This window comes from Ralstonia insidiosa, from assembly GCF_008801405.1.
Taxonomy (GTDB): domain Bacteria; phylum Pseudomonadota; class Gammaproteobacteria; order Burkholderiales; family Burkholderiaceae; genus Ralstonia; species Ralstonia insidiosa.
The window spans coordinates 952,971-975,945 of sequence record NZ_VZPV01000002.1 but is presented as its reverse complement, the minus strand read 5'-3'; the positions used below and the strand labels follow the sequence as shown (position 1 = coordinate 975,945).

At 63.9% G+C, this 22,975-nt stretch carries 25 protein-coding genes; 18 read left to right on the top strand and 7 right to left on the bottom strand.

What is annotated here, in order from left to right; genetic code table 11:
• Positions 1-98 precede the first annotated feature (98 nt).
• Both F7R11_RS21260 and F7R11_RS27100 read left to right on the top strand, forming a co-directional pair.
• Positions 99-407, top strand: a complete 309-nt coding sequence (locus F7R11_RS21260) for a hypothetical protein (RefSeq protein WP_064808073.1) — start codon at positions 99-101, stop codon at positions 405-407.
• Between the two features lie 120 nt (positions 408-527).
• Complete coding sequence (locus F7R11_RS27100; protein ID WP_156669034.1) at positions 528-668, top strand: hypothetical protein; 141 nt, start codon at positions 528-530, stop codon at positions 666-668.
• 120 nt (positions 669-788) lie between these two features.
• On the opposite strand, the gene F7R11_RS21255 is transcribed toward F7R11_RS27100, so the two are convergent.
• Positions 789-1,337, bottom strand: coding sequence for a GNAT family N-acetyltransferase (locus tag F7R11_RS21255; protein WP_064808076.1), 549 nt, complete (start codon positions 1,335-1,337; stop codon positions 789-791).
• 156 nt (positions 1,338-1,493) lie between these two features.
• On the opposite strand from F7R11_RS21255, the gene F7R11_RS21250 reads away from it, so the two are divergent.
• On the top strand, positions 1,494-2,471 hold the full coding sequence (locus F7R11_RS21250) for a DedA family protein/thiosulfate sulfurtransferase GlpE (RefSeq protein ID WP_021193512.1): 978 nt from the start codon (positions 1,494-1,496) through the stop codon (positions 2,469-2,471).
• Between the two features lie 391 nt (positions 2,472-2,862).
• Here F7R11_RS21250 and F7R11_RS21245 read toward each other — a convergent pair whose 3' ends face one another.
• From F7R11_RS21245 to fliF, 6 genes are all read right to left on the bottom strand, one after another.
• Complete coding sequence (locus tag F7R11_RS21245; protein WP_064809087.1) at positions 2,863-4,494, bottom strand: flagellar hook-length control protein FliK; 1,632 nt, start codon at positions 4,492-4,494, stop codon at positions 2,863-2,865.
• Between the two features lie 38 nt (positions 4,495-4,532).
• Complete coding sequence (fliJ, locus tag F7R11_RS21240; protein WP_021193510.1) at positions 4,533-5,003, bottom strand: flagellar export protein FliJ; 471 nt, start codon at positions 5,001-5,003, stop codon at positions 4,533-4,535.
• Positions 5,004-5,097: 94 nt separating this feature from the next.
• A complete protein-coding gene (gene fliI / locus F7R11_RS21235; RefSeq protein WP_064808079.1) occupies positions 5,098-6,549 on the bottom strand; it encodes a flagellar protein export ATPase FliI in 1,452 nt (483 codons plus the stop codon).
• Positions 6,539-7,282 carry a flagellar assembly protein FliH gene (fliH, locus tag F7R11_RS21230; RefSeq protein ID WP_064808081.1) on the bottom strand — a complete coding sequence of 248 codons (744 nt, stop codon included), beginning with the start codon at positions 7,280-7,282 and terminating at the stop codon, positions 6,539-6,541. Before fliH ends, fliI begins: the two co-directional genes overlap by 11 nt.
• Before the next feature lie 41 nt (positions 7,283-7,323).
• Positions 7,324-8,316, bottom strand: coding sequence for a flagellar motor switch protein FliG (gene fliG, locus F7R11_RS21225; RefSeq protein ID WP_021193507.1), 993 nt, complete (start codon positions 8,314-8,316; stop codon positions 7,324-7,326).
• Positions 8,313-10,136, bottom strand: a complete 1,824-nt coding sequence (gene fliF, locus F7R11_RS21220; RefSeq protein ID WP_064808083.1) for a flagellar basal-body MS-ring/collar protein FliF — start codon at positions 10,134-10,136, stop codon at positions 8,313-8,315. The genes fliG and fliF overlap by 4 nt, the downstream gene beginning before the upstream one ends.
• A gap of 273 nt (positions 10,137-10,409) precedes the next feature.
• Here fliF and fliE (F7R11_RS21215) point away from each other — a divergent pair, with 273 nt between their 5' ends.
• The 15 genes from fliE (F7R11_RS21215) (at position 10,410) to F7R11_RS21145 (ending at position 22,966) form a co-directional block, all read left to right on the top strand.
• Positions 10,410-10,751, top strand: coding sequence for a flagellar hook-basal body complex protein FliE (gene fliE, locus F7R11_RS21215; RefSeq protein ID WP_064808085.1), 342 nt, complete (start codon positions 10,410-10,412; stop codon positions 10,749-10,751).
• A 63-nt stretch (positions 10,752-10,814) separates the two neighbouring features.
• Positions 10,815-11,957 (top strand): glycosyltransferase family 2 protein, encoded by a 1,143-nt coding sequence (locus F7R11_RS21210; protein WP_064808087.1) that lies wholly within the window; start codon positions 10,815-10,817, stop codon positions 11,955-11,957.
• Between the two features lie 38 nt (positions 11,958-11,995).
• Entirely contained in the window at positions 11,996-12,769 is a 774-nt protein-coding gene (gene rfbF, locus F7R11_RS21205; protein WP_064808089.1) for a glucose-1-phosphate cytidylyltransferase, read from the top strand.
• Positions 12,754-13,872, top strand: coding sequence for a CDP-glucose 4,6-dehydratase (rfbG, locus tag F7R11_RS21200; protein ID WP_064808091.1), 1,119 nt, complete (start codon positions 12,754-12,756; stop codon positions 13,870-13,872). The genes rfbF and rfbG overlap by 16 nt, the downstream gene beginning before the upstream one ends.
• Positions 13,869-14,447 (top strand): dTDP-4-dehydrorhamnose 3,5-epimerase, encoded by a 579-nt coding sequence (gene rfbC, locus F7R11_RS21195; protein ID WP_064808093.1) that lies wholly within the window; start codon positions 13,869-13,871, stop codon positions 14,445-14,447. The genes rfbG and rfbC overlap by 4 nt, the downstream gene beginning before the upstream one ends.
• Positions 14,448-14,469: 22 nt before the next feature.
• Positions 14,470-15,609 carry a DegT/DnrJ/EryC1/StrS family aminotransferase gene (locus F7R11_RS21190; protein WP_064808095.1) on the top strand — a complete coding sequence of 380 codons (1,140 nt, stop codon included), beginning with the start codon at positions 14,470-14,472 and terminating at the stop codon, positions 15,607-15,609.
• The gene (locus F7R11_RS21185) at positions 15,594-16,442 is read left to right on the top strand and encodes a phytanoyl-CoA dioxygenase family protein (RefSeq protein ID WP_064808097.1); all 849 of its coding nucleotides are present in this window, start codon (positions 15,594-15,596) and stop codon (positions 16,440-16,442) included. Before F7R11_RS21190 ends, F7R11_RS21185 begins: the two co-directional genes overlap by 16 nt.
• Positions 16,439-17,608 carry a class I SAM-dependent methyltransferase gene (locus F7R11_RS21180; RefSeq protein ID WP_064808099.1) on the top strand — a complete coding sequence of 390 codons (1,170 nt, stop codon included), beginning with the start codon at positions 16,439-16,441 and terminating at the stop codon, positions 17,606-17,608. The genes F7R11_RS21185 and F7R11_RS21180 overlap by 4 nt, the downstream gene beginning before the upstream one ends.
• Positions 17,605-18,120 carry a GNAT family N-acetyltransferase gene (locus F7R11_RS21175; protein WP_064808102.1) on the top strand — a complete coding sequence of 172 codons (516 nt, stop codon included), beginning with the start codon at positions 17,605-17,607 and terminating at the stop codon, positions 18,118-18,120. The genes F7R11_RS21180 and F7R11_RS21175 overlap by 4 nt, the downstream gene beginning before the upstream one ends.
• Positions 18,117-18,833 (top strand): WbqC family protein, encoded by a 717-nt coding sequence (locus tag F7R11_RS21170; protein ID WP_064808104.1) that lies wholly within the window; start codon positions 18,117-18,119, stop codon positions 18,831-18,833. The genes F7R11_RS21175 and F7R11_RS21170 overlap by 4 nt, the downstream gene beginning before the upstream one ends.
• Entirely contained in the window at positions 18,826-19,572 is a 747-nt protein-coding gene (locus F7R11_RS21165; RefSeq protein ID WP_064808106.1) for a cephalosporin hydroxylase family protein, read from the top strand. Before F7R11_RS21170 ends, F7R11_RS21165 begins: the two co-directional genes overlap by 8 nt.
• Before the next feature lie 29 nt (positions 19,573-19,601).
• Entirely contained in the window at positions 19,602-20,831 is a 1,230-nt protein-coding gene (locus tag F7R11_RS21160; RefSeq protein WP_064808108.1) for a glycosyltransferase family 2 protein, read from the top strand.
• Between the two features lie 12 nt (positions 20,832-20,843).
• A complete protein-coding gene (gene fliE / locus F7R11_RS21155) occupies positions 20,844-21,173 on the top strand; it encodes a flagellar hook-basal body complex protein FliE (protein WP_064808110.1) in 330 nt (109 codons plus the stop codon).
• 203 nt (positions 21,174-21,376) lie between these two features.
• Entirely contained in the window at positions 21,377-21,820 is a 444-nt protein-coding gene (locus tag F7R11_RS21150; RefSeq protein WP_021193492.1) for a MarR family winged helix-turn-helix transcriptional regulator, read from the top strand.
• 60 nt (positions 21,821-21,880) lie between these two features.
• On the top strand, positions 21,881-22,966 hold the full coding sequence (locus F7R11_RS21145; RefSeq protein ID WP_064808112.1) for a glycosyltransferase family 2 protein: 1,086 nt from the start codon (positions 21,881-21,883) through the stop codon (positions 22,964-22,966).
• The last annotated feature ends 9 nt before the right edge of the window (positions 22,967-22,975 follow it).

Genomic DNA, 22,975 nt, shown 5'->3' with positions numbered 1-22,975 from the left:
GCGCTCTCGCAACGTTCTAAACGCCATTGGTTAGATTTGTCTTGACATTAAATTAGAAACATCTAAAATATCAAGACCAACAGCGCGAGGGGAGCACAATGGTCAACGCGGGCACGCCGATGGAGCGCCTGGTCTGCCAGACCCTGATTACCGACGACATGGTTTGCGCTGACCGCGGCCTGGACGACACGCACATCTACATGGCGCCGACTGCCGCCACCTTGCTGCGCAAGGACCTGGGCGACCTGGCCATGGCCTCACTGGGGCGCGAACTGTTGCAGCAGTTCCTGCGCGACATCAAGCAGGCTGCGGCGGAAGAAGCGGCGCTGGCCGATGCGGCTATCAACACAGCCAACATCGGCGAGCGTGCGTGGCACCGCAACGGCGCACTCGCACTGGCGGCGTGATGCGGCGGCGTGCTCGCCACGGTTGGCTGGAACATCGGCGCATCGATCTGCTGATCGTCATCGCGCTATTTGGTGTTGCGCTACGCGCGCTCGGGCACCTGCTCTGACATGGAGATCCGAATGAAGCACGGCATGAGGCAGGACACCCCCCAATGGGTAGATGAGCATGCCGCCCTTGTCGACTGGCTGCTCGTCATCGGCGTGGGCACGCTTGCCGGGGCCGTGATATATCTGGCCGTAATGCTGCGCGCGGGCGCCTGAACACTCCGACTCACACACACATTTCTGCATGAACGAAGCACTGATCCGTATTCTTCGCACAACCCGCAACGCATGGGGCCTCACCACCGAGCGACGCAACCCGCCGCCGCCCTATGTGCCTCACAACGCTCGCTGCATCAGCAAGCAATCCAGCCAACGCCCGAACTTGTAGCCCACCTTCTCCAGCACGCCCACCTCGCGAAACCCGCAGCGCGCGTGCAGCTTGGCAGACCCAGGGTTCTCACGCCCGCCGCCCACCACGGCCACCATCTGCTTGAACCCGCGCGCCTGGCATTCCGCAATGAGCGTCTGCAGCAGCAACGTACCGACGCCCCGCCCTTGCGCGGCCGCGTCCAGGTAGATCGAGTCTTCCACCGTATTGCGATACGCGGGCCGCGCGCGGTGTGGGCCTGCGTAGGCGTAGCCGAGCAGTTGGCCGCCGGCCTCGGCCACGATGTAGGGCATGCCGACGTCGTGCAGCGCCTGGAAGCGTCGCGTCATCTCGGTCAGATCGGGCGGGTCGACCTCAAAGCTGGCTGAGCCGAACAGCACGTGCTGCGTGTAGATGGTGACGATGACCGGCAGGTCTGCCAGCGTGGCCGGGCGGATGCTGACGGCATCAACGCCGGAGGCAACGTCAGAAGCATTCGTGGGGGATGCGGAGGACATAGCGACAAATACGTGCGAGAAAGCGTTATTGTCATGCCAATTTCACATGCCCGACACGCCGCCCAATAGTCCATACAGGTATGCCTATCGGACGACGCCAGAATGCGGTAACTTGGCAAGCGCATCTGCCTGCCGCGCGCCTTCCGCTTTCCTCCTATGCACGACCTGTTTCCCCTCCTTGCCGAATACGGTGCGTTTGCCGTGTTCCTGAACGTGCTGCTCACACAGGCCGGCGCGCCGCTGCCCGCCGTGCCAACGCTGCTGGTGGGCGGCGCGCTTACCATGATCGGCCCGCTGCACTTCATGGAGTTGCTGCCCGCCGCCATCACCGGCGCACTGCTGGGTGATGCGCTGTGGTACGTGGCGGGCAAGCGCTACGGTCGGCACGTGATGGCCCTGCTGTGCCGCGTGTCGTTGTCGCCTGACTCGTGCGTGCGGCGCACGCGCACGCAGTTCGAGCGCTGGGGTGCACCGCTGCTGCTGATTTCGAAATTTGTGCCGGGGCTGTCGACGGTGTCGTCCGCGCTGCTGGGCACGATGCGCACGCCATTCAGCGTGTTCGCAGGGTACAACCTGGCCGGCTCGGCACTCTGGGCGGCAATCTGGCTGATGCTCGGGCGCATGGCGCATGACAGCATCGACCAGGCGCTGCGGTTGCTCGACCAGCTTGGCAGCCGCGCCATCCTGCTGATCGTGGTGCTGGCGGCGCTCTACGTGGCCGGGCGCTGGCTGCAGCGCTGGCGTTTTCGCAAGATGCTGGAGATGGTGCGCATCTCGCCCGACGAGCTGCACGCACTGATCGAATCGGGCTCAGCGCCGGTCATCATCGATGTACGCAGCGACAGCTCGCGGCAACTGCAGCCGCAGCGCATTCCGGGCGCAATGCTGTACGACATGTCGAGCAAGCACAACGCCATCGAGATCGATGGCCCCGACCGCGAGGTCATCATCTACTGCGCCTGCCCCAACGAGGCCTCCGCCATCATGGTGGCGCGCACGCTGATCGGCCGGGGCTTCAAGCACGTGCGGCCGCTGCACGGCGGCATCGATGCGTGGGTGGAACGCGGCTACGGCGTGGAGCACGTGGTCTCCGTATCGCCGGACACACTCACTGCGGCTGAGGCGCGCGCCTGAGTGTGTACCTGAGTGCGCGCCTCTTGTGGCGCCACACATTCGGGCGCCACAAAAACAAAAAGCGCACCTTGCAGTGCGCTCTCCCGTAAGTACGGCAAACATGCGGTGCGCCAGCCCCCCGGCTCGGACACGCCGCATCGGTCCGTCTGCATCCACCCGAAGGCGGATGTGGCGAAGTGATCCCCGTTTGATCCCGTCTTCGCCGGTCGGACTTGACCCCCTTGTTATTCATCGCAAAGCCGCCGTTGCTGCTGGGGCATTCGCGTTGTTATTTCCCGTCCTTCTCTGCTTTCGTCGCCTTAACTTTCGTCACTCAGGCTGGCCATTGTCATGGCACTCCTGAGGAGTAACGGCGGGTCCTCATAAAACTTTAGGAGTTGCCCCGCTGCTGTCATGCAAACGTGTCGATGGCACCGTCGTGGCTGGAGACGCGCTGCGGTGCAGCGGCCACGGTGCTGGTGGTATCGGCCCGACCCTGTGCGTTGCCGCCAAAGCGGCTGCCGTTGCCACCGTTGCCCGAGCCATTGCCCTGTGCGGAGGCACCCTGCCAGGCGCCCTGCTGCTGGCTGAAATCGCCCGTGCTGACGGTCGTTTGCGCAAGCTGCATGCCGCCTTGCTGCATGGCATCACGCAGACGCGGCATGGAGTCCTGCACGAGTTCGGCCACGGCCTGGTGCTGGCATACGAAGCTGGCATTGACGGCACCGTTGTCGACATCCAGCTTGACGTGCAGCCCGCCCAGTTCCGCCGGATTCAACTGCAGTTCGGCCGACGACTGACGGTGTACCTGCATGAAGGCAAGCTGGCTCGCCATGCTTTGTGGCCAGGCGGCATCGCCAAACGTGGGCAGCGTGTGAACCTGCGCCGGCGTAATGGCGGCGCCGGCAATATTGCCCGCCGCGCCCGCGGTGCCAACCGCAAAGGTCGGTGCCGCAGCGATGGCATTGCCATCCGCACGCGCCAGAACGCCCTGGAACTGCGTGCCGCTGCCCTGTGCATCCGCCTGCGTGCCGGTGTTGCCACCATTGCCCGTGCGGCTGTTGGCATCGGCCACGGCAGCCGCGGCGGTTTGCGAGACGTTGTTTTGCGTGCTGGATTCCGCACGCTTGGGCAAGCCATGCTCGCCGTTGGCGTTTTGCGTTGACGCAGCACTTCCAAGCTGGCGCACTGCTGGCGGCGTATTGTCAGACACGGCACGCGTGCGCGCCAGAGTCTGGGCCAGCGTGTTGCCATCGGGCAGCGGCGTTGCGGGTGGCGTTGGCGTGCTGCCGTTGGCAGCGGCACCAGCGGCCTGGGCCGTCTTGGCGCCCTTGGCCGCCTGCAGCGCTGCCTGACCAGCCGGCGTGGTTGCGGCGGCATCTGCAGCAGCATCGGCACCACCCTGCGCGCCATTGCCGGCAGCGCTCAGTGCGGCCAGCGCGGCGGCATCGGTTGCAGTTGGATTACCGGCGCCTTGTACGGCCGTGGTGCCGGTATTGGTATTGGCATTGGTATTCGACTGTGTGCCGGGCTGTGTCGCTGGCTGGGTTGTTGCCGATGCGGCAGCAGTCTGCTGGGCAACTTGCTGCGCCGCCTGTTGAGCCGCCTGGCGGGCGGCCTCAATCTGGGCAGCCAGTTGCGCGGCAGGATCCACAACGGCTTGCGCCGCAGCGGCATCCAGGTCCTTGGCATCGGCAGGTTGCGTCGGCTTGGCGCGGGCAGCGTCCTGCGTGCCGGATGCCGACACGGTTTGAGGAAGCGCCGTCGCAGCCGGTTTGATGTCTTGGCTATTGCGCGCGCCGGCGTTTGCAGCGTCCTTGCGAGCGATATCTGCGCGGCGGCTGGCCGCGTCGTCAGCCGCCGACTGTGCATCGGCACGACGGCGTGCTGCATCCTGCGCCATGCGATCTGACAGCAGGTTGCCGAACGTATCGCCGTTGGACGACGATGCACTCTGCGACTTGTCGGCGGCAGCATTGTTGCTGGCAGACAGCATGCCGCTCAGGTCTTGCGCGGCGGTGTTGGGGGTAGCACTCAAACCCACGTTGGCTCCGTCTTCCATCTGCGTACGTGTACGCGTGTTCAGTTGCCGCCCTGTGCCGCACGCATGCGGATCACCTTGGCGGCGTGTTCGTCGTTCTCGCGCTGGTCGCGGCGCTCCTGATCCAGGCGCAGTTCTTCCATGTGCCGCTGGCGCAGGATGTCGAACGACTGCTCGCGGCGCTGCTTCTCGATCCAGTTGGCGCGGCTCGCTTCGAGCTGGCTCTCCAGTGCGTTGATCGTGCCCTTCTGCTGGTCCACGGCGGCGCCCAGCCGGTCAATGAACGCGGTGTAGTTGCGCAGGCGCGTGATGTCGATGCCACCCTCGGCGTTGGCCGTGTTCAGCATCTGCTGGTGATAGTTGTTGCGGTAGTCGGACAACAGGGCCAGCTTTTGCGTGGCAGCCTCGCGCGTGTTCATCAGGCGGCCGACTTCCTGCGTGGCTTTTTCGGTGTCCTTCTGGGCCAGTTCCAGCACCGTACTGAGGCGGAACGGCTTACTCATGGTGGTCATGGTCGAACCTCCAGATTTCCACTACATCAACCCATCGGTTACAAGCTGCCCGGCTTTAGCCCGAGGCTTTTGCCAGGCTTACGTCTTCACACTGTCAAGCAAGCACCGCGTTCATCTTCTCCAGCGTGTGCTCACGGCTTTCGTTCTCAAACATGCCTTGCTGCAGAAACGCCTCCATGTCGGGGTAGCGGGCGATGGCCTGGTCGGTCATCGGGTCGCTGCCGCGCGCATAGGCACCCACGGCAATCAGGTCGCGGTTGCGCTGGTAGCGGGCGTACAACTGCTTGAAACGGCGGGCGGTATCGAGCTGCTCGCGCGGCACGATGGCCGACATCACGCGGCTGATCGACTGCTCAATGTCGATGGCCGGGTAATGCCCCTGCTCGGCCAGCTTGCGCGAGAGCACAAAGTGGCCGTCCAGAATCGCGCGCGCGGCGTCGGCAATCGGGTCTTGCTGGTCATCGCCTTCAGCCAGCACCGTGTAGAACGCGGTAATCGAGCCGCCGCGGCCGCTGGCATCCACCATGCCGTTGCCGGCACGCTCCACCAGCGCCGGCAGCTTGGCAAATGCCGAGGGCGGATACCCCTTGGTGGCCGGCGGCTCGCCAATGGCCAGGGCGATCTCGCGCTGCGCCATCGCATAGCGCGTGAGCGAATCAACGATCAGCAGTACATTGCAGCCACGGTCGCGGAAGTACTCGGCAATGGTGTGTGCGTAAGCGGCGCCCTGCAGGCGCATGAGCGGCGAGTTGTCAGCCGGCGCGGCCACCACGGCCGAGCGGGCGAGCCCTTCCTCACCGAGGATCTCGTCAACGAATTCCTTCACTTCGCGGCCGCGCTCGCCGATCAGGCCGACCACCACCACATCGGCCTGCGTGTAGCGGGCCATCATGCCCAGCAGCACGCTCTTACCGACGCCAGAGCCGGCAAACAGGCCCAGGCGCTGGCCTTGGCCCACGGTCAGCAAGCCATTGATGGCGCGCACGCCCACATCGAGCACGTGCTCGATCGGCTTGCGCTTGAGCGGGTTCAACGGTGCCGGGGCCAGCGTGCCCCAGGCCAGGTCTTCTTGCGGGCCCAGCGGCCCCTTGCCATCCAGCGGCTCGCCGTTGGCATCCACCACGCGGCCCAGCAGGCGCGGGCCCACGGGCAGAAACTTGCTGTGCGCGATGGTCGGGTCAGCCGCGTCGGTCGGCACGTGCTGCGGCTCCAGCGGGAACACGCGCGCACCGGGCACCACGCCCACCAGATCCGTCTGCGGCATCAGGAAGGCGCGCTCTTCGGCAAAGCCCACCACTTCGGCCAACACGTAGCGGGCTGCCCCGCTCCCGTTCGGCAATTCCACACGGCAGGCGCTGCCCACGGGCAGCTTCAGACCCACGGCCTCCATGACCAGGCCGGCCACGCGCGTGAGCTTGCCGCACGTCACCACCGGGCGGGCCAGGCGGGCACGCTGCGCAGTCTGGCGCAGGTGCGCCTGCCACACGCGCACGTTGGGGTTGTTGGCGGCAGATTGGCCGGCCGTTTGCACGGTCTCAGGCGACATGGAGCGCCCCTCCGGCCACGCGTTCAGCTTCAGAGCGCTCGCTGGCGATCCATGCGGTATCGCGGCCCAGCGCACGGGTCAGTTCTGCCCAGCGGGTCTGCAGCGTGGCATCGGTCTCGCCAAAGCGGGTTTGCACACGGCAGCCGCCGCGCTCGATGGCGGCGTCAACGATGATGGTCCAACCGGCGGCAGCCAACTCGGCACCCAGCATCTGGCGGATCAGCTCGGCATCCTCGGCGTGCACGCGCAGCATGGCGGGTGCCGGTGCGGTGGGCGCATCGCCGAGTACCTCGCGAATGAGCGGCAACACACGCTCGGGCTGCGCATGCAACGCACCACGCAGAAACTGCTGCGCAAGCTGCAGTGCCAAGTCCACCAGTTCATCAGCAACGTTGCCGTTCAGTTGATCGATCGCGTCGCGCACGGATTGCATCAGCGCGGCGATCTGCTTGGAGTCTTCCTCGCCCTGGCGACGACCTTGCTCGAAACCATCCTGGAAGCCTTGGGCAAACCCATCGCGACGGCCTTCGTCGCGGGCAGTGGCCAGTTCGGCATCCAGCATCGCCTGCCATTCCTCTTCGGACATCGGCGGCTCTTCGGGTTCGGCTTCCGGCGGCGGGGGCGGCGGCGCGGCCTCAGCGGCGGCCCGCTCGGCCTCACGCTCGAAGTCGGTCGGCTCCCACGGCTGGTATTCGACCAGCGTATCGCGCGGAATGATCGGCGGGCGCGGCATGTCAGCGCTCCATCACGAACAAGGCGGCCAAGCGCGCGCGATCAGACATACGCGTCCTCTGCCTTGCGGCCGATGCTGATCTCGCCCTCGTCGGCCAGACGGCGCGCGATCATCAGGATTTCCTTCTGCTGCGCTTCGACTTCCGACACCTTGACCGGGCCCAGAACCTCCAGCTCTTCCTTGAGCATCGTGCCGGCACGCTGCGACATGTTGGCGAACACCTTGTCGCGGAATTCCTGCTTGGCACCCTTGAGCGCCACCACCAGCACTTCCTGGCTGACTTCGCGCAGCAGCGTTTGCAGGGCGCGGCCATCCAGGTCGATCAGGTTGTCGAACACGAACATCTTCTCGACGATGGCGTCGGCCAGTTCCGGATCGCGCGAGCGCACGCCTTCGATGACAGCGGATTCCACGGCGCTCGGCACCAGGTTGAGAATCTCTGCCGCCGTGAGCACGCCGCCCATCGCGTTCTTCTTGCGGTGGTCGTTGCCCTGCAGCAGCTTGGTCAGCACGTCGTTCAGCTCACGCAGTGCGCTGGGCTGAATGCCATCGAGCGTGGCGATACGCAGGATGGTGTCATTGCGCAGGCGCTCGCTGAAGTAGGTCAGGATTTCCGAAGCCTGGTCGCGATCCAGGTGCACGAGGATGGTGGCAATGATCTGCGGGTGCTCGTTGCGGATCAGCTCCGCCACCGACGATGCATCCATCCACTTCAGGCCTTCAATGCCGCTGGTGTCGCCGCCCGAGAGGATCCTGTCGATGATGTTGGCGGCGCGGTCGTCGCCGAGCGCCTTGCGGAACACGGTACGGATGTACTCGTTGGAGTCCACATCCAGCGGCAGGTCTTCGGCTTCGACAAAGAAGGCGTCAAAGGCGTCGAGCACGCGCTCGCGCGAGACGTTCTTCAGCGCCGCCATCGTGGCGCCCAGCTTCTGCACTTCGCGCGGGCCCAGGTGCTTGAGCACTTCGGCGGCTTCGCTTTCGCCCAGCGACATCATCAGGATGGCGCTGCGTTGGAGTCCTTCGGCGCTCATTCGTTATTCACCCATTGCTTGATGACGGCCGCGACGGCGCGCGGGTTCTGCTGGGCCACGCGGCGCATGGTTTCCAGTTTCTTGTCGAAATCGTTGTTCTTGAGCTGCGGCAGGGCGTCCGGCAGTTCTTCGCTGGCAACGTCGGTGGAGGTCGGGCCTTCCAGCCCGGGCCCGGCCGGAGCCGCAGCGCCAGTGATGATCGGGGCGTTCGGGTCTTCGCCTTCGCGGCCCACGAAGGTGGGCGTGGCAGGCTCGGGTTTCTTGCCCATCGAGCGGATCGCCGGGCGGATCACCCCAAACACCAGGATCAGGAAACCAATCGCCAGCGCCAGGTACTTCGCCCCTTGGATGGCGTACTGGATCATGTCCGGCTGCTTCCACAGCGGCAGGTCGTCCTTAGCCACCGGCAGCGTGCCCGAGAACTGGCTGTTGACCACGTTCACAGAGTCGCCACGCTTGGCGTCAAAACCCACGGCATCCTTGACCAGCGCGTTGAGCTTGGTCATATCGGCGTCAGACAGCGGCTTCCAGGCCTTGCCGTCGGCGCGGTAGTTGACCACCACGGCCACCGACAGGCGGCGCACGGTGCCCACCGCAGCGCGAGTGCGGCGCACGGTCTTGTCGACTTCGTAGTTGGTGGTGGTGTCGCGGGTGCTCGACGAGTTGCCGCTGGTCGCGGTGCCGCTCGTGTTGGCTGCAGCGGCTGGTTGTTGCGGCTGGCCATTCGGGCCCGTGGCGGCCGGCTGCGAAGCAGGCGCCGGTGCGGTCGGCAGCATGCGCGGCGCGGTCGGCGGCTGGTTGGACAATGCGCCCGGCACGCCGCCCTGGGCGTCGGCCTTGTTTTGCGTGGCTTCAGCGGTATGCGTGCTGCGCACGGCAGCGTTGGCCGGGTCCTGGTTCGGACGGTACGTCTCGGCCATCTGTTCGGTGTTGTCCAGATCAACGTCGGCCGTCACCTGGGCACGCACGTTGTCGTCGCCCACCACGGGGCCGAGGATGGCCTCAATACGCTTGATGTAGCCCTGCTCGATCTCGCGCACATAGTTCAGCTGCGTCGGGTCCAGGCCCGAGGCGTTGTCCTGGAATGCGGTCGACAGCAGGCGGCCGGACTGGTCGACCACCGTCACGTTGGCCAGCGGCAGGTTCGGCACGCTGCTGGAAACGAGATGGCCGATGGCCTGGACCTGCGAGCGATCCAGCATGCGGCCCGGAAACAGCGTCAGCAGCACCGAGGCGCTGGGTTTGGCCTGCTCGCGCACGAACACCGACGGTTTGGACAGCGCCAAGTGCACGCGGGCGGACTGCACCTCTTGCATGGCCTGGATGGTGCGGGCCAGTTCGCCCTCCAGCGCGCGCTGGTAATTGACCTGCTCCGCAAACTGGCTGGTGCCGAATTTCTGGTTTTCCATCAGCTCAAAGCCGGCCAGGCCACCCTTGGGCAGCCCTTGCGACGCCAGCTTCAGGCGCGTCTCGTGCACATTGGCCTCGGGCACCATGATGGCCGTGCCGCCGTTGGCAAAGCGGTACGGCACGTTCATCTGCTGCAGGGCAGCAATGATGGCACCGCCGTCGCTGTCGCTGACGTTGCTGAACAGCACGCGGTAGTCAGGGGCGCGGCTCCACAGCATGGCGGCAGCAATCACGGCCACCAGCGCGGCGCCGCCGATCATCATGAGCAGTCGCGGAGACAAACGGCCGAGCGGGCCCAGAGAGCCCAATGCTCCCCCGTTCTGGCGCGTCATCGCACCTTGGCCTACCGCCGGCATATCGACCGTACCGAGCGTGTCGGCGACAGCAACCGAATCGGCTGTCGTTGGCATCCCAAATCTCCTGACTGACTGCGTTGCCGGAGCAACTAAACCCCGAGAAACCTACAAAACGGGCAAAGCTCCGTGGTTGCCATTATCGGCAGGGGGTGCGCAAGCAAATTGCCAAGAAGAGGGCCTTTTCCCGCTCTTTTGGGCGCTTGGGAACGGCTGGCGGGCGGCTACCTTTGCATCACCGTGGCGCCATAGCGGCCCGAAGTTCGCTATTCGCCGGCCAACAGCCGGCGCCACATGCAAGAGACGCAACAAAAGAGGAGTCCTCTTCACATGGATATTACGAACGCCAACTCGGTGGTGTCGCTGATGAACAGCGTGCTGGCCCCGTCGGGCAAGGTCGGCGGGATCGGTAGTGGCCCGGCCGCGGACGGCGACGGCGCCAAAGTCAGCGTCGACTTCGGCTCCGTGCTCAAGTCGTCGCTGGACAGGGTCGACGCCTCGCAGCAGAAGGCCGAGTCCGTCTCACGTAGTTTCGAAATGGGCAACAGCGACGTGGATCTGCACGACGTGATGCTCTCGCTGCAGAAGGCCAACATCGACCTGCAGACTGCCGTGCAGGTGCGCAACAAGTTCGTCTCGGCCTACCAAAGCATCATGAGCATGTCGATCTGACGCCACACGCGCCGGATCTTTATTTTTGTCTGCACCAACTGGCAGCTGCCGTTGGGAGTCCGCATGTCCAAACACGCCAAACACCGCCGCACAGGATCCAACCGGTCCGAGATTGCGTTGGTGGTCATCGCCCGCAATGAGGCCGCCTGCATCGAGCGCTGCCTGCTGAGCGTCAAGCCACATGTCGACCGCATGATCGTGCTCGACACTGGCTCCACCGACGACACCGTGGCGATTGCCCAGGCATGCGGCGCGCAGGTCCACCATTTCACCTGGGTGGACGACTTCTCAGCCGCCCGCAACGCCGCCCTGGCCGCCGCCAACGCCGACTGGAACCTCGTGCTGGACGCGGACGAGTGGATCGCGGGCGGCACGGAAGAGCTGCGCGACGCCTGCACCTTCGGCCCGCTGTTGGGCGTGGTGTGCATCCGCAGCGAGTACGACATCTCGGGGCACGTGGAGCACTCCAACAGCTGGATTGCCCGCCTGCTGCCACGCGGCGTGCGCTACAAGGGCCGCATCCACGAGCAGCCCGTCGCCAGTACGCCCACTGCGGCCAACCTGCAGCGCGTGCGCCTGCCGCTGGTGATCGGCCACGACGGCTACATGAACGCCAAGCTGGACCAGAAACGCGGACGCAATCACGCCCTGCTGCAACAAGAACTGGCAGAGCACCCTGATGACCCGTACGTCCTCTACCAACTCGGCAAAGACTTCGAGATCAACCTGAAAGACCCCGCACAGGCCGCCGCGCATTACCAGCGCGCGCTGACGACGGCGCCCAAGACGGCGCCGTATCGGCACGACCTGTGCATTTGCCTGCTGGCATGTCTGTCCAAATCCAAGCAACTGGACGCGGCCATCACCCTGGCTGGTGAGTGGATGGAAGAGTGGGCGAACTCGCCCGATTACTTCTACATGCTTGGCCACCTGATGTTTGAAGCCGCCGCGCAAGACGCCGCGCAGGCCGAGAAGCAGTGGTTGCCGATGGCGGAGTCCGCTTTTTTGAAGTGCCTGGAGATTGGCGAGCAGCCCAAGCTGGACGCCGCCGTGTTCGGGCGCGGCAGCTTTGCCGCTGCCAAGTATTTGGCGCTGACCTACCGCGCCCAGGCCGACACACTGGCCATCAAGGCCAACCATTTTTCCAATCTCGCCCGGCAGATGCAGGAGAACATCGCATCCGCAGCCACGCCGGTTGCCGCATGAATGGACGCACAAGCAGGCGCATAAGCGAGCACTGAACCATGAAAACAGTCATTCTTGCCGGCGGCCTGGGCACACGCATCAGCGAAGAGTCCCACCTCAAGCCCAAGCCCATGATCGAGATTGGTGGCCGCCCGATCCTGTGGCACATCATGAAGATCTACGCTGCCCACGGCATCAACGATTTCATCATCTGCCTGGGTTACAAGGGCTACGTGATCAAGGAATACTTCGCCAACTACTTCCTGCACATGTCGGACGTGACGTTCGACATGTCCAAGAACGAAGTGACCGTGCACGAGCGCCACGCCGAGCCCTGGCGCATCACACTGGTCGATACTGGCGAGCATTCCATGACCGGCGGGCGCCTAAAGCGTGTTGCCGCGTATCTCGATCCGAACGAGCCCTTCTGCTTTACCTACGGCGATGGTGTGTCCGACGTCGATATCACCAGCAAGATCGCCTTCCACCGCGCGCACGGCAAGATGGCCACCGTGACGGCCGTGCAGCCGCCGGGCCGCTACGGCATGCTCCAACGCGACGGCAACCGTGTGACCGGCTTCACGGAGAAACCGCCGGGTGACGGCGGCACCTGGATCAACGGCGGCTTCTTTGTGTTGAACCCGGCCGTCATCGAATACATCGCAGGCGAAGACACCCACTGGGAAGGCGAGCCGATGAATCGCCTGGCCGAGATGGGCGAGTTGAACACGTTCGAGCACCAGGGCTTCTGGCAGCCGATGGACACGCTGCGCGACAAGAACAGTCTCGAAGCCCTGTGGCAATCGGGGAGTGCACCGTGGAAAAAGTGGTGACGCTCCACCCCGCCGCCTGGGCCGGCAAGCGCGTCTTCCTGACTGGGCACACCGGCTTCAAGGGAAGCTGGCTGGCGCTGTGGCTGCGCCAGCTTGGCGCAGAAGTCTACGGCTACAGCCTGGCACCGGAGACGACGCCGAATCTGTTCACGTCTGCCGACGTGGAATCCGCACTGGCCGGTCATACGCTGGGCGACATCCGTGATGCGGATGCGCTACGCGAGGCGATGATCGCAGCGCGGCCCGATGCGGTCCTCCACCTCGCGGCCCAGCCACTGGTGCGCGCGTCATACAAAGACCCCGTCGCCACCTACGCCACCAACGTGATGGGCACGGTGAACGTGCTGGAAGCCGCGCGCGGCTGCACGAACCTGTCGGCCATCGTGGTGGCCACCACCGACAAGTGCTACGACAACCGCGAGTGGGCCTGGGGCTACCGGGAGACCGACGCGCTGGGCGGCCATGACCCCTACAGCGCCTCCAAGGCCTGCGCCGAACTGGTGGCCGCGAGCTACCGGCGCGCGTTCTTCGCCAACGGCCCGCTGCTGGCTACCGGCCGCGCAGGCAACGTCATTGGCGGTGGCGACTGGTCGGAAGACCGGCTCATTCCCGATGCCGAGCGCGCCATGCGTGCCGGTACGCCGCTGGTCATCCGATCACCGCACGCCACGCGGCCGTGGCAGCACGTGCTGGATTGCCTGCACGGCTATCTGGTGCTCGCGCAACGCTTGCTGGCGGGTGACGCTGCCTGCGCTACCGCCTGGAATTTCGGCCCGGATAGCGCGGCCACGCGCACCGTCGAACAGGTGCTGCAAGGTCTGCAACAACATTGGCCCGCGCTGATCTGGCAGTTGGATGCCAACGCCACCACAGGCAAGCACGAGGCCGGCATGCTGCATCTGGACGCCAGCCAGGCACGCCAGCAACTAGGCTGGCAGACAGCGTGGTCGTTTGAGACCGCGCTGGAGCACACCGCCGCCTGGTACCGCCAACTGCATGACAAGACCGCAGATGCACGCGCGCTGTGTGACCAACAGATCGACCACTTTACCGCCGCCGCATCTGCAGCCACCTCGGTTGCCACATCCGGGAGCGCCGCATGAGCCGCTTCACCATCACGCCGACGCCGCTTGCCGGCGTGGTTGAAATCGACCGAAAAATCATCGGCGACCACCGCGGCTACTTCACCCGCTTCTTCTGCGCAGATGAACTTGCCGATGCCGGCTTCGACAGCCCGGTCGCGCAGATGAACCACTCCTACTCCGCCAAGCGCGGCACAGTGCGTGGGCTGCACTTCCAATACCCGCCGCATGCCGAGATCAAGCTGGTGAGCTGCGTGCGTGGCCGCGTGTTCGACGTGGCCGTCGACCTGCGCGCCGGCTCGCCCACCTTCCTGCAGTGGCATGCCGTGGAACTGTCCGCCGAGCGGCACAACAGCCTGCTGGTGCCCAAGGGGTTTGCCCACGGCTTCCAGACGCTTGAAGACGATTGCGAGCTGCTGTACCTGACCTCGACGCCGTACGCGCAAGCCGCAGAAGACGGCCTCAACCCGAACGACGGCCGGCTGGGCATTGCCTGGCCACTCGCCATGACCGAATGCTCCGACCGGGACCGCGCCCATCCGCCGCTGACCAACGCGTTCACGGGGATTGACCTGCCGGCCCTGCGCAGCCACTGACGCCTGAACCACAGGAACAGCCATGACCCAGAAGATTCTGTATTCCAAGCCGTCAATCACCGAGCTGGAAGTCGAGTACGCCACCGATGCCGCCCGCAACGGCTGGGGCGACCAGTGCTACGCCTATATCAACCGCTTCGAAAAGCAGTTCGCCAAGTTTGTCGGCACGCAGTACGCCATTGCCACGTCGAGCTGCACCGGTGCCATGCACATGGGCCTTGCGGCGCTGGGCATCGGCGCTGGCGACGAGGTGATCCTGGCGGACACCAACTGGATTGCCACCGCCTCGCCCATCACCTACGTGGGCGCCACCCCCGTGTTTGTCGACATCCTGCCCGACACGTGGTGTATGGACCCGGCGCTGGTGGAAGCCGCCATCACGCCGCGCACAAAGGCCATCGTTGCCACGCACCTCTACGGCAACCTGTGCGAGATGGACAAACTGTTGGCGATCAGTCAGCGCCACAACATTCCCGTCATCGAAGATGCGGCGGAAGCGCTCGGCTCACGCTGGGGTCAACATGCCGCGGGCGCGCAAGGCATCTTCGGCACGTTCTCGTTCCACGGCACCAAAACCATGACCACGGGCGAAGGCGGTATGTTCGTCACGAACGACCGTGCGCTGTACGACCGTGTGATGACGCTGAACAACCACGGCCGCGTGCCGGGCGGCAAGCAGTTCTGGTCTGACTTCATTGGCTTCAAGTACCGGATTTCGAATATCCAGGCCGCCATCGGCTGTGCGCAGCTTGAGCGTGTCGATGCGCTGGTCGCACGCAAGCGCGAGATCTTCGCGGCATATGCGCGGCACCTGGGTGGCATCAGCGGCATTGCGCTCAACCCGGAAGCACCCGGCACGCTGAACAGCTACTGGATGCCCACGGTTGTGTTTGACGAGTCGCTGGGCATCACGCGCGACGGGCTGCTGGCAGCGTTCTCGCGCCGTGGCATTGATGCGCGCGTGTTCTTCTACCCGCTCAGCCAGACCGAGCTCTTTGGTAAGCCGGCAGGCAACACGCCCAACAGCTACGCGATTGCGGAGCGCGCCATCAACCTGCCGTCGTATCACGACATGTCGAGCGAGAACATCGAGACCGTGTCGCAGGTGGTGCTCGATCTCGTGCGCGAACATCAGGAGAAGCTGTCATGCCTGGCCTCCTGAGCCCGGAGCAAATCGAGACCTTCCAGCGTGATGGCCTGCTGATCGTGCCCGGGTTCTATGCACCGGCACAAATCGAGCCGATTCAACGCGCCATCTATAACGTGATCGGTCTGATCATCGACAAGTACCGGTTGGACATCGCACGCGTGCCGTTTGCACCGGAGTGCTTTGACGACGGGTATCAGGCGCTGATCCAGGCCAAGCGGGCGCACGGCGGCGAGGTGTACGACGCGGTCAAGCAGATCCCCGCGTTTGTGCGCCTGCTGGCCGACCCGCGCCATGAGCAATTGGTATCGGAACTGCGCCCCAACGCACTGCCCGGCATCGCCGGCGGCGGCTACGGCATTCGCATCGATAACCCACGCGAAGAGAAGTTTCGCGCCAACTGGCATCAGGAGTACCCCGCGCAGCTGCGCAGCCTTGATGGCGTGGTGTTCTGGAGCCCGCTGGTGGAGATCACCCCCGAGATCGGTCCGGTCGAGTTCTGCCCCGGTTCACACCGCGAAGGGCCACTGCCGGTCGTCAGCGCAGACCCAGACAACGCCGGCAAGCAAGGCGCCTACGCGCTCACGCTCAAGGACGAGGCCGACTATCTCGCGCGCTATCCGCATGTATCGCCGCTGACCAAGCCCGGCGATCTGGTGCTGGTCGATTTTCTGGTGCTGCACGCATCGGGCCACAACACCAGCCATCGGTCTCGCTGGTCAATGCAGTTCCGCTATTTCAACTTCCGCGAGCCGACTGGCCGTGCGCACGGTTGGAAAGGCTCGTATGCGAACGGTGTCGACTTCCGCACCATCCACCCTGAACTTTGCGCGGAAAACCCATCATGAGTGCGCAACCATGCAACGTTTGCCAGACACCGCTGGCAGCCCCGATCTACACCGCGGGCCCGCAAAGCTCGCTGTCTTCATTGCAGCGGTCGATGGAGGGCACGCTTGAGGTGTTCTGCTGCGCGGCGTGCGGCCACATCCAGACCGTCGAGCTGTGCGACAACGGCAGCTTCTACGACACCGAGTACGACATCCTCGTCAAGAGCGAGGAGGAAGACCAGATCTATGCGGTCGAGCACGGCGAGAAGATCTTCCGCGCGGACCATCAAGTTGCCCTCTTCCAGCGCAAACTGGCGTTGCCCGAAGGTGCGCGCGTGCTCGACTTCGGCTGCGCGAAGAGCGCCACGATGCGGCGGCTCTTGCAGCAGCGGCCGGACGTCAACGTCCACCTGTTTGACATCAGCGACCGCTATGTCGGTTTCTGGGAGAAATTTGTCAGCCCGGAACGCTGGGCCACGTACACCATCCCGCCGGCATGGCAGGGCTCGTTCGATGTGGTCAGCTCGTTCTTTTCGCTCGAACACATTCCAGACCTGACAACCGCGTTGCGCACGATCCGTAGCCTGCTGCGCGAAGGCGGGCGGCTGTACGCCATCGTGCCGAACACGTTCACGAATACCGCCGACTTCCTGGTGGCGGATCACGTGAACCATTTCACGCGCACATCGCTGCAAACCCTGCTTGCAACCCACGGGTTCGATCTGCTTGACCTCGATGACCACAGCCATCGTGGGGCGTTTGTTGTCACAGCCATGCGCGCCGCAGCACCGGACCGCGCCCTGTTCGCCGTTGAGCCACAGCCGCTGGCAGACACGGTAGCGGCCGCCAACCGACTGGCCCGGTTCTGGCAGCAGGCAGCAAACCATCTGGGCGATTTTGAATCTCGCCACCAGGACGCCCCCGCAGTGATCTATGGCGCAGGCTTCTACGGCACTTACACAGCCAACAATCTGCAGCACCCGCATGCGCTGCGTGCCTTTGTGGATCAGAACCCCTATCTGCAAGGTTCGTCATTGGCGGGCAAGCCGGTGATTGCATTGGCCGACATTCCAGCGGAAGTCGAACTGGTCTATCTGGCCGTCAACCCGGTCATTGCCGATGAGGTCAAACACACCGTGGAGGTGGCGTTTCCCAACCGCTTCCACTACTTCCAATTCCAGCCATGATTGCGCGCGGCAAACTTCTGCTTCGGGAATGGCGCGAGAGCGACATTGCGCAACTGCTGCCGCTGCGCAACGATGTGCCAATGCAGCTCCAGTTGATGACACGCCCTCGGCCCAACTCCGCGGCCAGCGTGCGCGACTGGTTGATCGGAAAATCCAAGCAGAGCGAGGTGGTGCTGTTCGTCATTGCCAGCCAGGCCGATGACAGCGTGCTGGGCTATCTCCAGTTGAACCAAATCGATGCGGTCAACCGGCACGCTTCGCTTGGCATCTGCCTGGCATCGTCAGCCCAGGGCCAAGGCCACGGGCGTGCCGCGTGCGAGGCAGCGTTTTCCTATGCCAGCGAAACACTGTGCCTGCGCAAGATCACGCTGGAAGTGCTGGCCGAGAACACACGCGCCATCGCCCTGTATGAGAAGCTCGATTTCCGGCACGTCGGCACGTTGCATGCGCACTACCTGCAAGACAACCGCTGGCACGACGTTGTTCTCATGGAGCGGATGCTGGCGCCATGAACGTCGTCATTACCCAACCGATGCTGTTCCCCTGGGTCGGTCTGCTTGAGCAGATCATGCTGGCGGACGTGCTCGTCAACTACGCCGACGTGCAGTTCTCCAAGGGCAGCTTCACCAACCGCGTGCAGATCAAGGAGCCTACCGGCATGCGCTGGATGACGGTGCCGCTGGAGAAATTTCACCTGGGCGCGCGCATTGACGAAGTCAAACCTGCCACGAACGTCGACTGGCGCACACAGCATCTGCGCATGCTGGAGCAGGCTTACGAAGCCGCCCCCTATGCCGGCGACATGCTGGCGCTGGTGCGTGCGGTGTACGAGGCTGAGTACGCAAACATGGGCGCACTGGCGTTGGCATCCATGCAGGCGGTGTGCCGCTACCTGGGCATCGAGTTGGACCGCAAGTTTGTCGACGCGCCTGAACTGGGCATCCCTGGCCGCAACAGCGACCGCGTGCTCGCCATCGTGCAAAAGCTGCAAGGCGACACTTACATCACCGGGCATGGCGCCAAGAACTATCTGGCCCACGCTGAATTTGAGCAGCGCGGCATCACCGTTGCCTACATGAATTACGCCATGCGGCCGTATACACAATTGCACGGCGCATTCACCCCCTTCGTCAGCAGCCTCGACCTGATTGCCAATCACGGCCCGGCAGGCAAGCAATACCTGAGCCCACAGACCCTCAACTGGCGCGAATTTACCCATGAATGACATTGAACAATTCCAAGGCGAAGTCCAGCAGAACATCCGCTCGCTGGGGCAGGACAAAGACCTGCAGGCACTGTCGCGCATCTGGCTGCGTGAAGTGACCACGCACAAGTACCACTACAACTTCACGTGGATGGGCGTGCCCATCATCCAGTGCCCGCAAGATGTGCTGGCCATGCAGCAACTGATCTGGGAAGTGAAACCGGACCTGATCATCGAAACCGGCATCGCGCGCGGTGGCTCGATGATCTTCTATGCGTCGATGCTGGAACTGCTGGCGCAGAGCGGTCATGGCGACGGCAAGGTGCTAGGGATCGACATCGACATCCGCCAGCACAACCGCGAGGCGATCGAGGCACACCCGATGGCGCGACGCATCCAGATGCTGCAAGGCTCCAGCATTGATGCGAGCGTCATCGAGCAGGTCAAGCAGATCGCCGCGGGCAAGCAGCGGGTGCTGGTGGCGCTGGACTCCAACCACACCCACGACCACGTATTGGCCGAGCTGCAGGCTTACGCGCCGCTCACCAGCGTGGGCAGCTACTGCGTAGTGTTCGACACCGCCGTCGAAGACATGCCGCAAGCGATGTTCCACGATCGTCCGTGGGGCGTCGGCAACAACCCGAAGACCGCCGTGCATGCCTACCTGCGTGACCATCCGGAATTCGTGATCGACACCGACATCCAGCACAAGCTCCTGATTACCGTCGCACCGGACGGCTATCTGAAGCGCGTTGCCTGACCAGCCGACCCAACGAATAGGCTCCTGAGATGGAACCCACCAAGACGATGCCGGCTGATGCCATCACGCTGAGCATCTGCATCCCGACCTACAACCGGGCACGCTACCTGGAGAATCTGCTCAAGGAGCTGACCGCGCAGATTGGCGGGTTGCGACACAGCTACGAACTCCTGATCGGCGACAACTGCTCAAGCGACACCACCGAACAGGTGGTCGCCGAATATCAGGACAAGCTGAACATCCGGTATTTCCGGCGCCCATCCAACCTGGGGTCCGCCGAGAACATGAACCAGCTCTACCGCAGCGCGCAGGGCAAGTACGTGCTCTACCATGCCGACGACGACCTGCCGATCCTTGCCGAGATCAACAACAATCTCGACATCTTCGAGCGCAACCCCGCTGTGGGTGTCATCTTCGCGCCCTGGCTCATCCACGACCTGGCCGCCCAGCAGGACATCACACCCTTCTACCGGCAGGACGACGACTACCTGATCGAGCAACGCGACTACGCCAAGCTCCTGGCGCTGATCCTGTCGCACCACATCTTCCCGGAGATCTACCTGGCGCGCCGCGAAGTCATCGACAAGCTGTACTACAGCGCGCCCGAGCATGCATTCTGGGCGTTCGCGCACGCGGCGGAAATGCTGGGGTCATACGCGCTCTACTTCAGCAAGACGCCGTTCTACCGGTCAGTCACGCGTTACTTTGCCGATGAGACTCGCACCCAGGCGGGGAGCGAGGAAGTCAAACATGCATGGGACCGGTATCGCGGCGGCCTCGAATACCTGTTCGGCAAGTTCTCACACACTGTGCCCGCCAGCGAACGGCCGGAGTGGCTGAACGCCATCAACCAGTTCGTCCTGGCACGCATGAAGGTGGCGCTGCGCCTGCGCACGCATGAAGGCGGTCACTGGATCGACAACTACTACATCGCTAACCGCGTCCGCGCGCTTGGCGAGGCGTCCGATCTGCCTGCATCGTATGACCTGTACCGCGTCAACGCCGCATTTGAATGCCTGACCAAGCTCGATCCGTTCAAGCCCGAACCGCCCAAGTACGCGACCCTGCGCCGCGCGCCGCTGCAGATTTTCCCGCACGCGCAGGACTTTGCGGGGACCGAGTTCCTGGTGCTCGACGACGATGCGGCCATTCCGCAGCACACCATCGTCGTGACCCCGATTCCGATGGACATTCCGGTGCCGGCCGGTCGCGAAGTCCGCTTCGTGTCGGAACTCGAAACGCTCGCCAAATTTCCCTGAGTTGAACCCAGCATGGATTTCTCCAACGCCAATTCCGTGGTCTCGCTGATGAACAGCGTGCTGGCACCATCCAGCGCGGTCGGCGGCAGCACTGCCAGCGGTAGCGCCACGCAACCCAGTGTCGACTTTGGCTCGGTGCTCAAGTCGTCGCTGGACAAGGTCGATGCCTCGCAACAAAAGGCCGAGTCCATCTCGCGCAGCTTTGAGATGGGCAACAACGACGTCGATCTGCACGACGTGATGCTCTCGCTGCAGAAAGCCAACATCGACATGCAGACCGCCGTGCAGGTGCGCAACAAGCTGGTCTCGGCGTACCAGAGCATCATGAGCATGTCTATCTGACGTCACTCCAATTGCACGGGTTCTTTGGCTGCGTTTGAGCAACCGCAAGCGCGCTGACGGTCACGGCCCCCAACAACGCGACTATTCGCATGCCGTCCGTGGCAATATGGATGCCCCATTGAATACGGTCATGCGCACCGCGCCTGCTCAGGCCAGTGCAGCACGCGCCGCACAGGCGCCAGGACCGTCCCCGGGAGTCTTCCGTGAACGACGTGCTGGCGCTCGATCAGCAGCTCTGTTTTCCTCTGTACGCCGCCGGCCATCTGCTGACGCGTCTGTACCGTCCGCTGCTCGACGAGCTGGATCTGACCTATCCGCAATACCTCGTGATGCTCGCCTGCTGGCAGCAGACACCGTGCGCCGTAGGCGATCTGGGACGCACGCTGTACCTGGATACGGGCACGCTCACACCGTTGCTCAAGCGACTGGAGGAACAGGGCTTGCTCACACGCACGCGCGATCAGGACGACCAGCGCCGCGTTGTCATCGAGCTGACCGAGACTGGCCGCGCCCTGAAGGAGCGCGCGACCAAGGTGCCGCAAGCGCTCACGTGCAAGATTCCGCTTGAGCCCGACGAGATCAGCGCCACGCGCGAAGTGCTGCACAAGCTGCTGAATGCGCTTGCTGCGGCCGATGACCGCGGCTAGCCACACTCACCTGATCGACAGACCAGGCCGCATCCCGAATCTTCATCTTTCCGACACACCGTGCAATCCACTCCCACCAAGCTCGCGCTGGTTGTCATCGCGCGCAATGAAGCCACCTGCATCGAACGCTGCCTGCTCAGCGCCAAACCGTTTGTCGACCGCATGGTGGTGTTGGATACCGGCTCCACTGACGACACCATCGCCATTGCCCAGGCATGCGGCGCGCATGTCAGCCAGATGACTTGGCAGAATGATTTTTCAGCAGCCCGCAACGCCGCGCTGGAAGCCGCCAATGCGGACTGGAACCTCGTCCTGGATGCAGATGAATGGCTGGAAAGCGGTGGTGAACATCTGCGCGCCCTCAGCAACGCCAAACCGGTGCTGGGCATCCTTTGCATCAAGAACGATACCGATGCGGCCGACGCCGCCAGCCAGTTGATTGCATGGCTCCCCCGCCTGCTGCCGCGTGGCGTGCGCTATGTGGGCCGCATCCATGAACAACCGGTGTCTTCACTGCCGGCGCAGCGCCTGTCCATCGTGCTGCGGCACGATGGCTATACCGCCGCCAAGATGCAGAAGAAAGGCGAGCGCAATACGCAACTCCTGCTCGATGAACTCAAGCATCGGCCTGACGATCCTTACGTGCTATTCCAACTCGGCAAGGAAATCGAGCTGCATCAGGAAGACTACGCCCGGGCCACGGACTATTACGCCCGGGCTTTCGCCCTCGCGCCGCAAGACGCACCGTACCGGCGCGGCCTTGCGCTGCGCTATCTGTACAGCCTGGGCAAATCGGATCGACTGGATGAAGCGATGGCCCATGCGGATACCAGCATCCATGCATGGCCGGATTTTCCGGATCTGTGCTTCGCGCTGGGCCTGGTGTTGGTGGATGCGGCGGTCAAACATCCTGAGCACGCCAACACGCAATGGCTGCCGCTGGCGGAGCAGGCATTCTGCCGTTGCCTGGAGATTGGCGATCAGGCGGGGATGGACGGCAGCGTTGTCGGGCGAGGCAGCTTCCTGGCTGCCCAGCAACTCGCTACCGTGTATCAGATGCAGGCCAACGTGCTTGCCCGCAAATCCGAGCAATACCTGGCGCTGTCAAAGCAGATGCAAGGCGCGCCTGCGCCTCGCGAGGGTTGAGAGTGACCC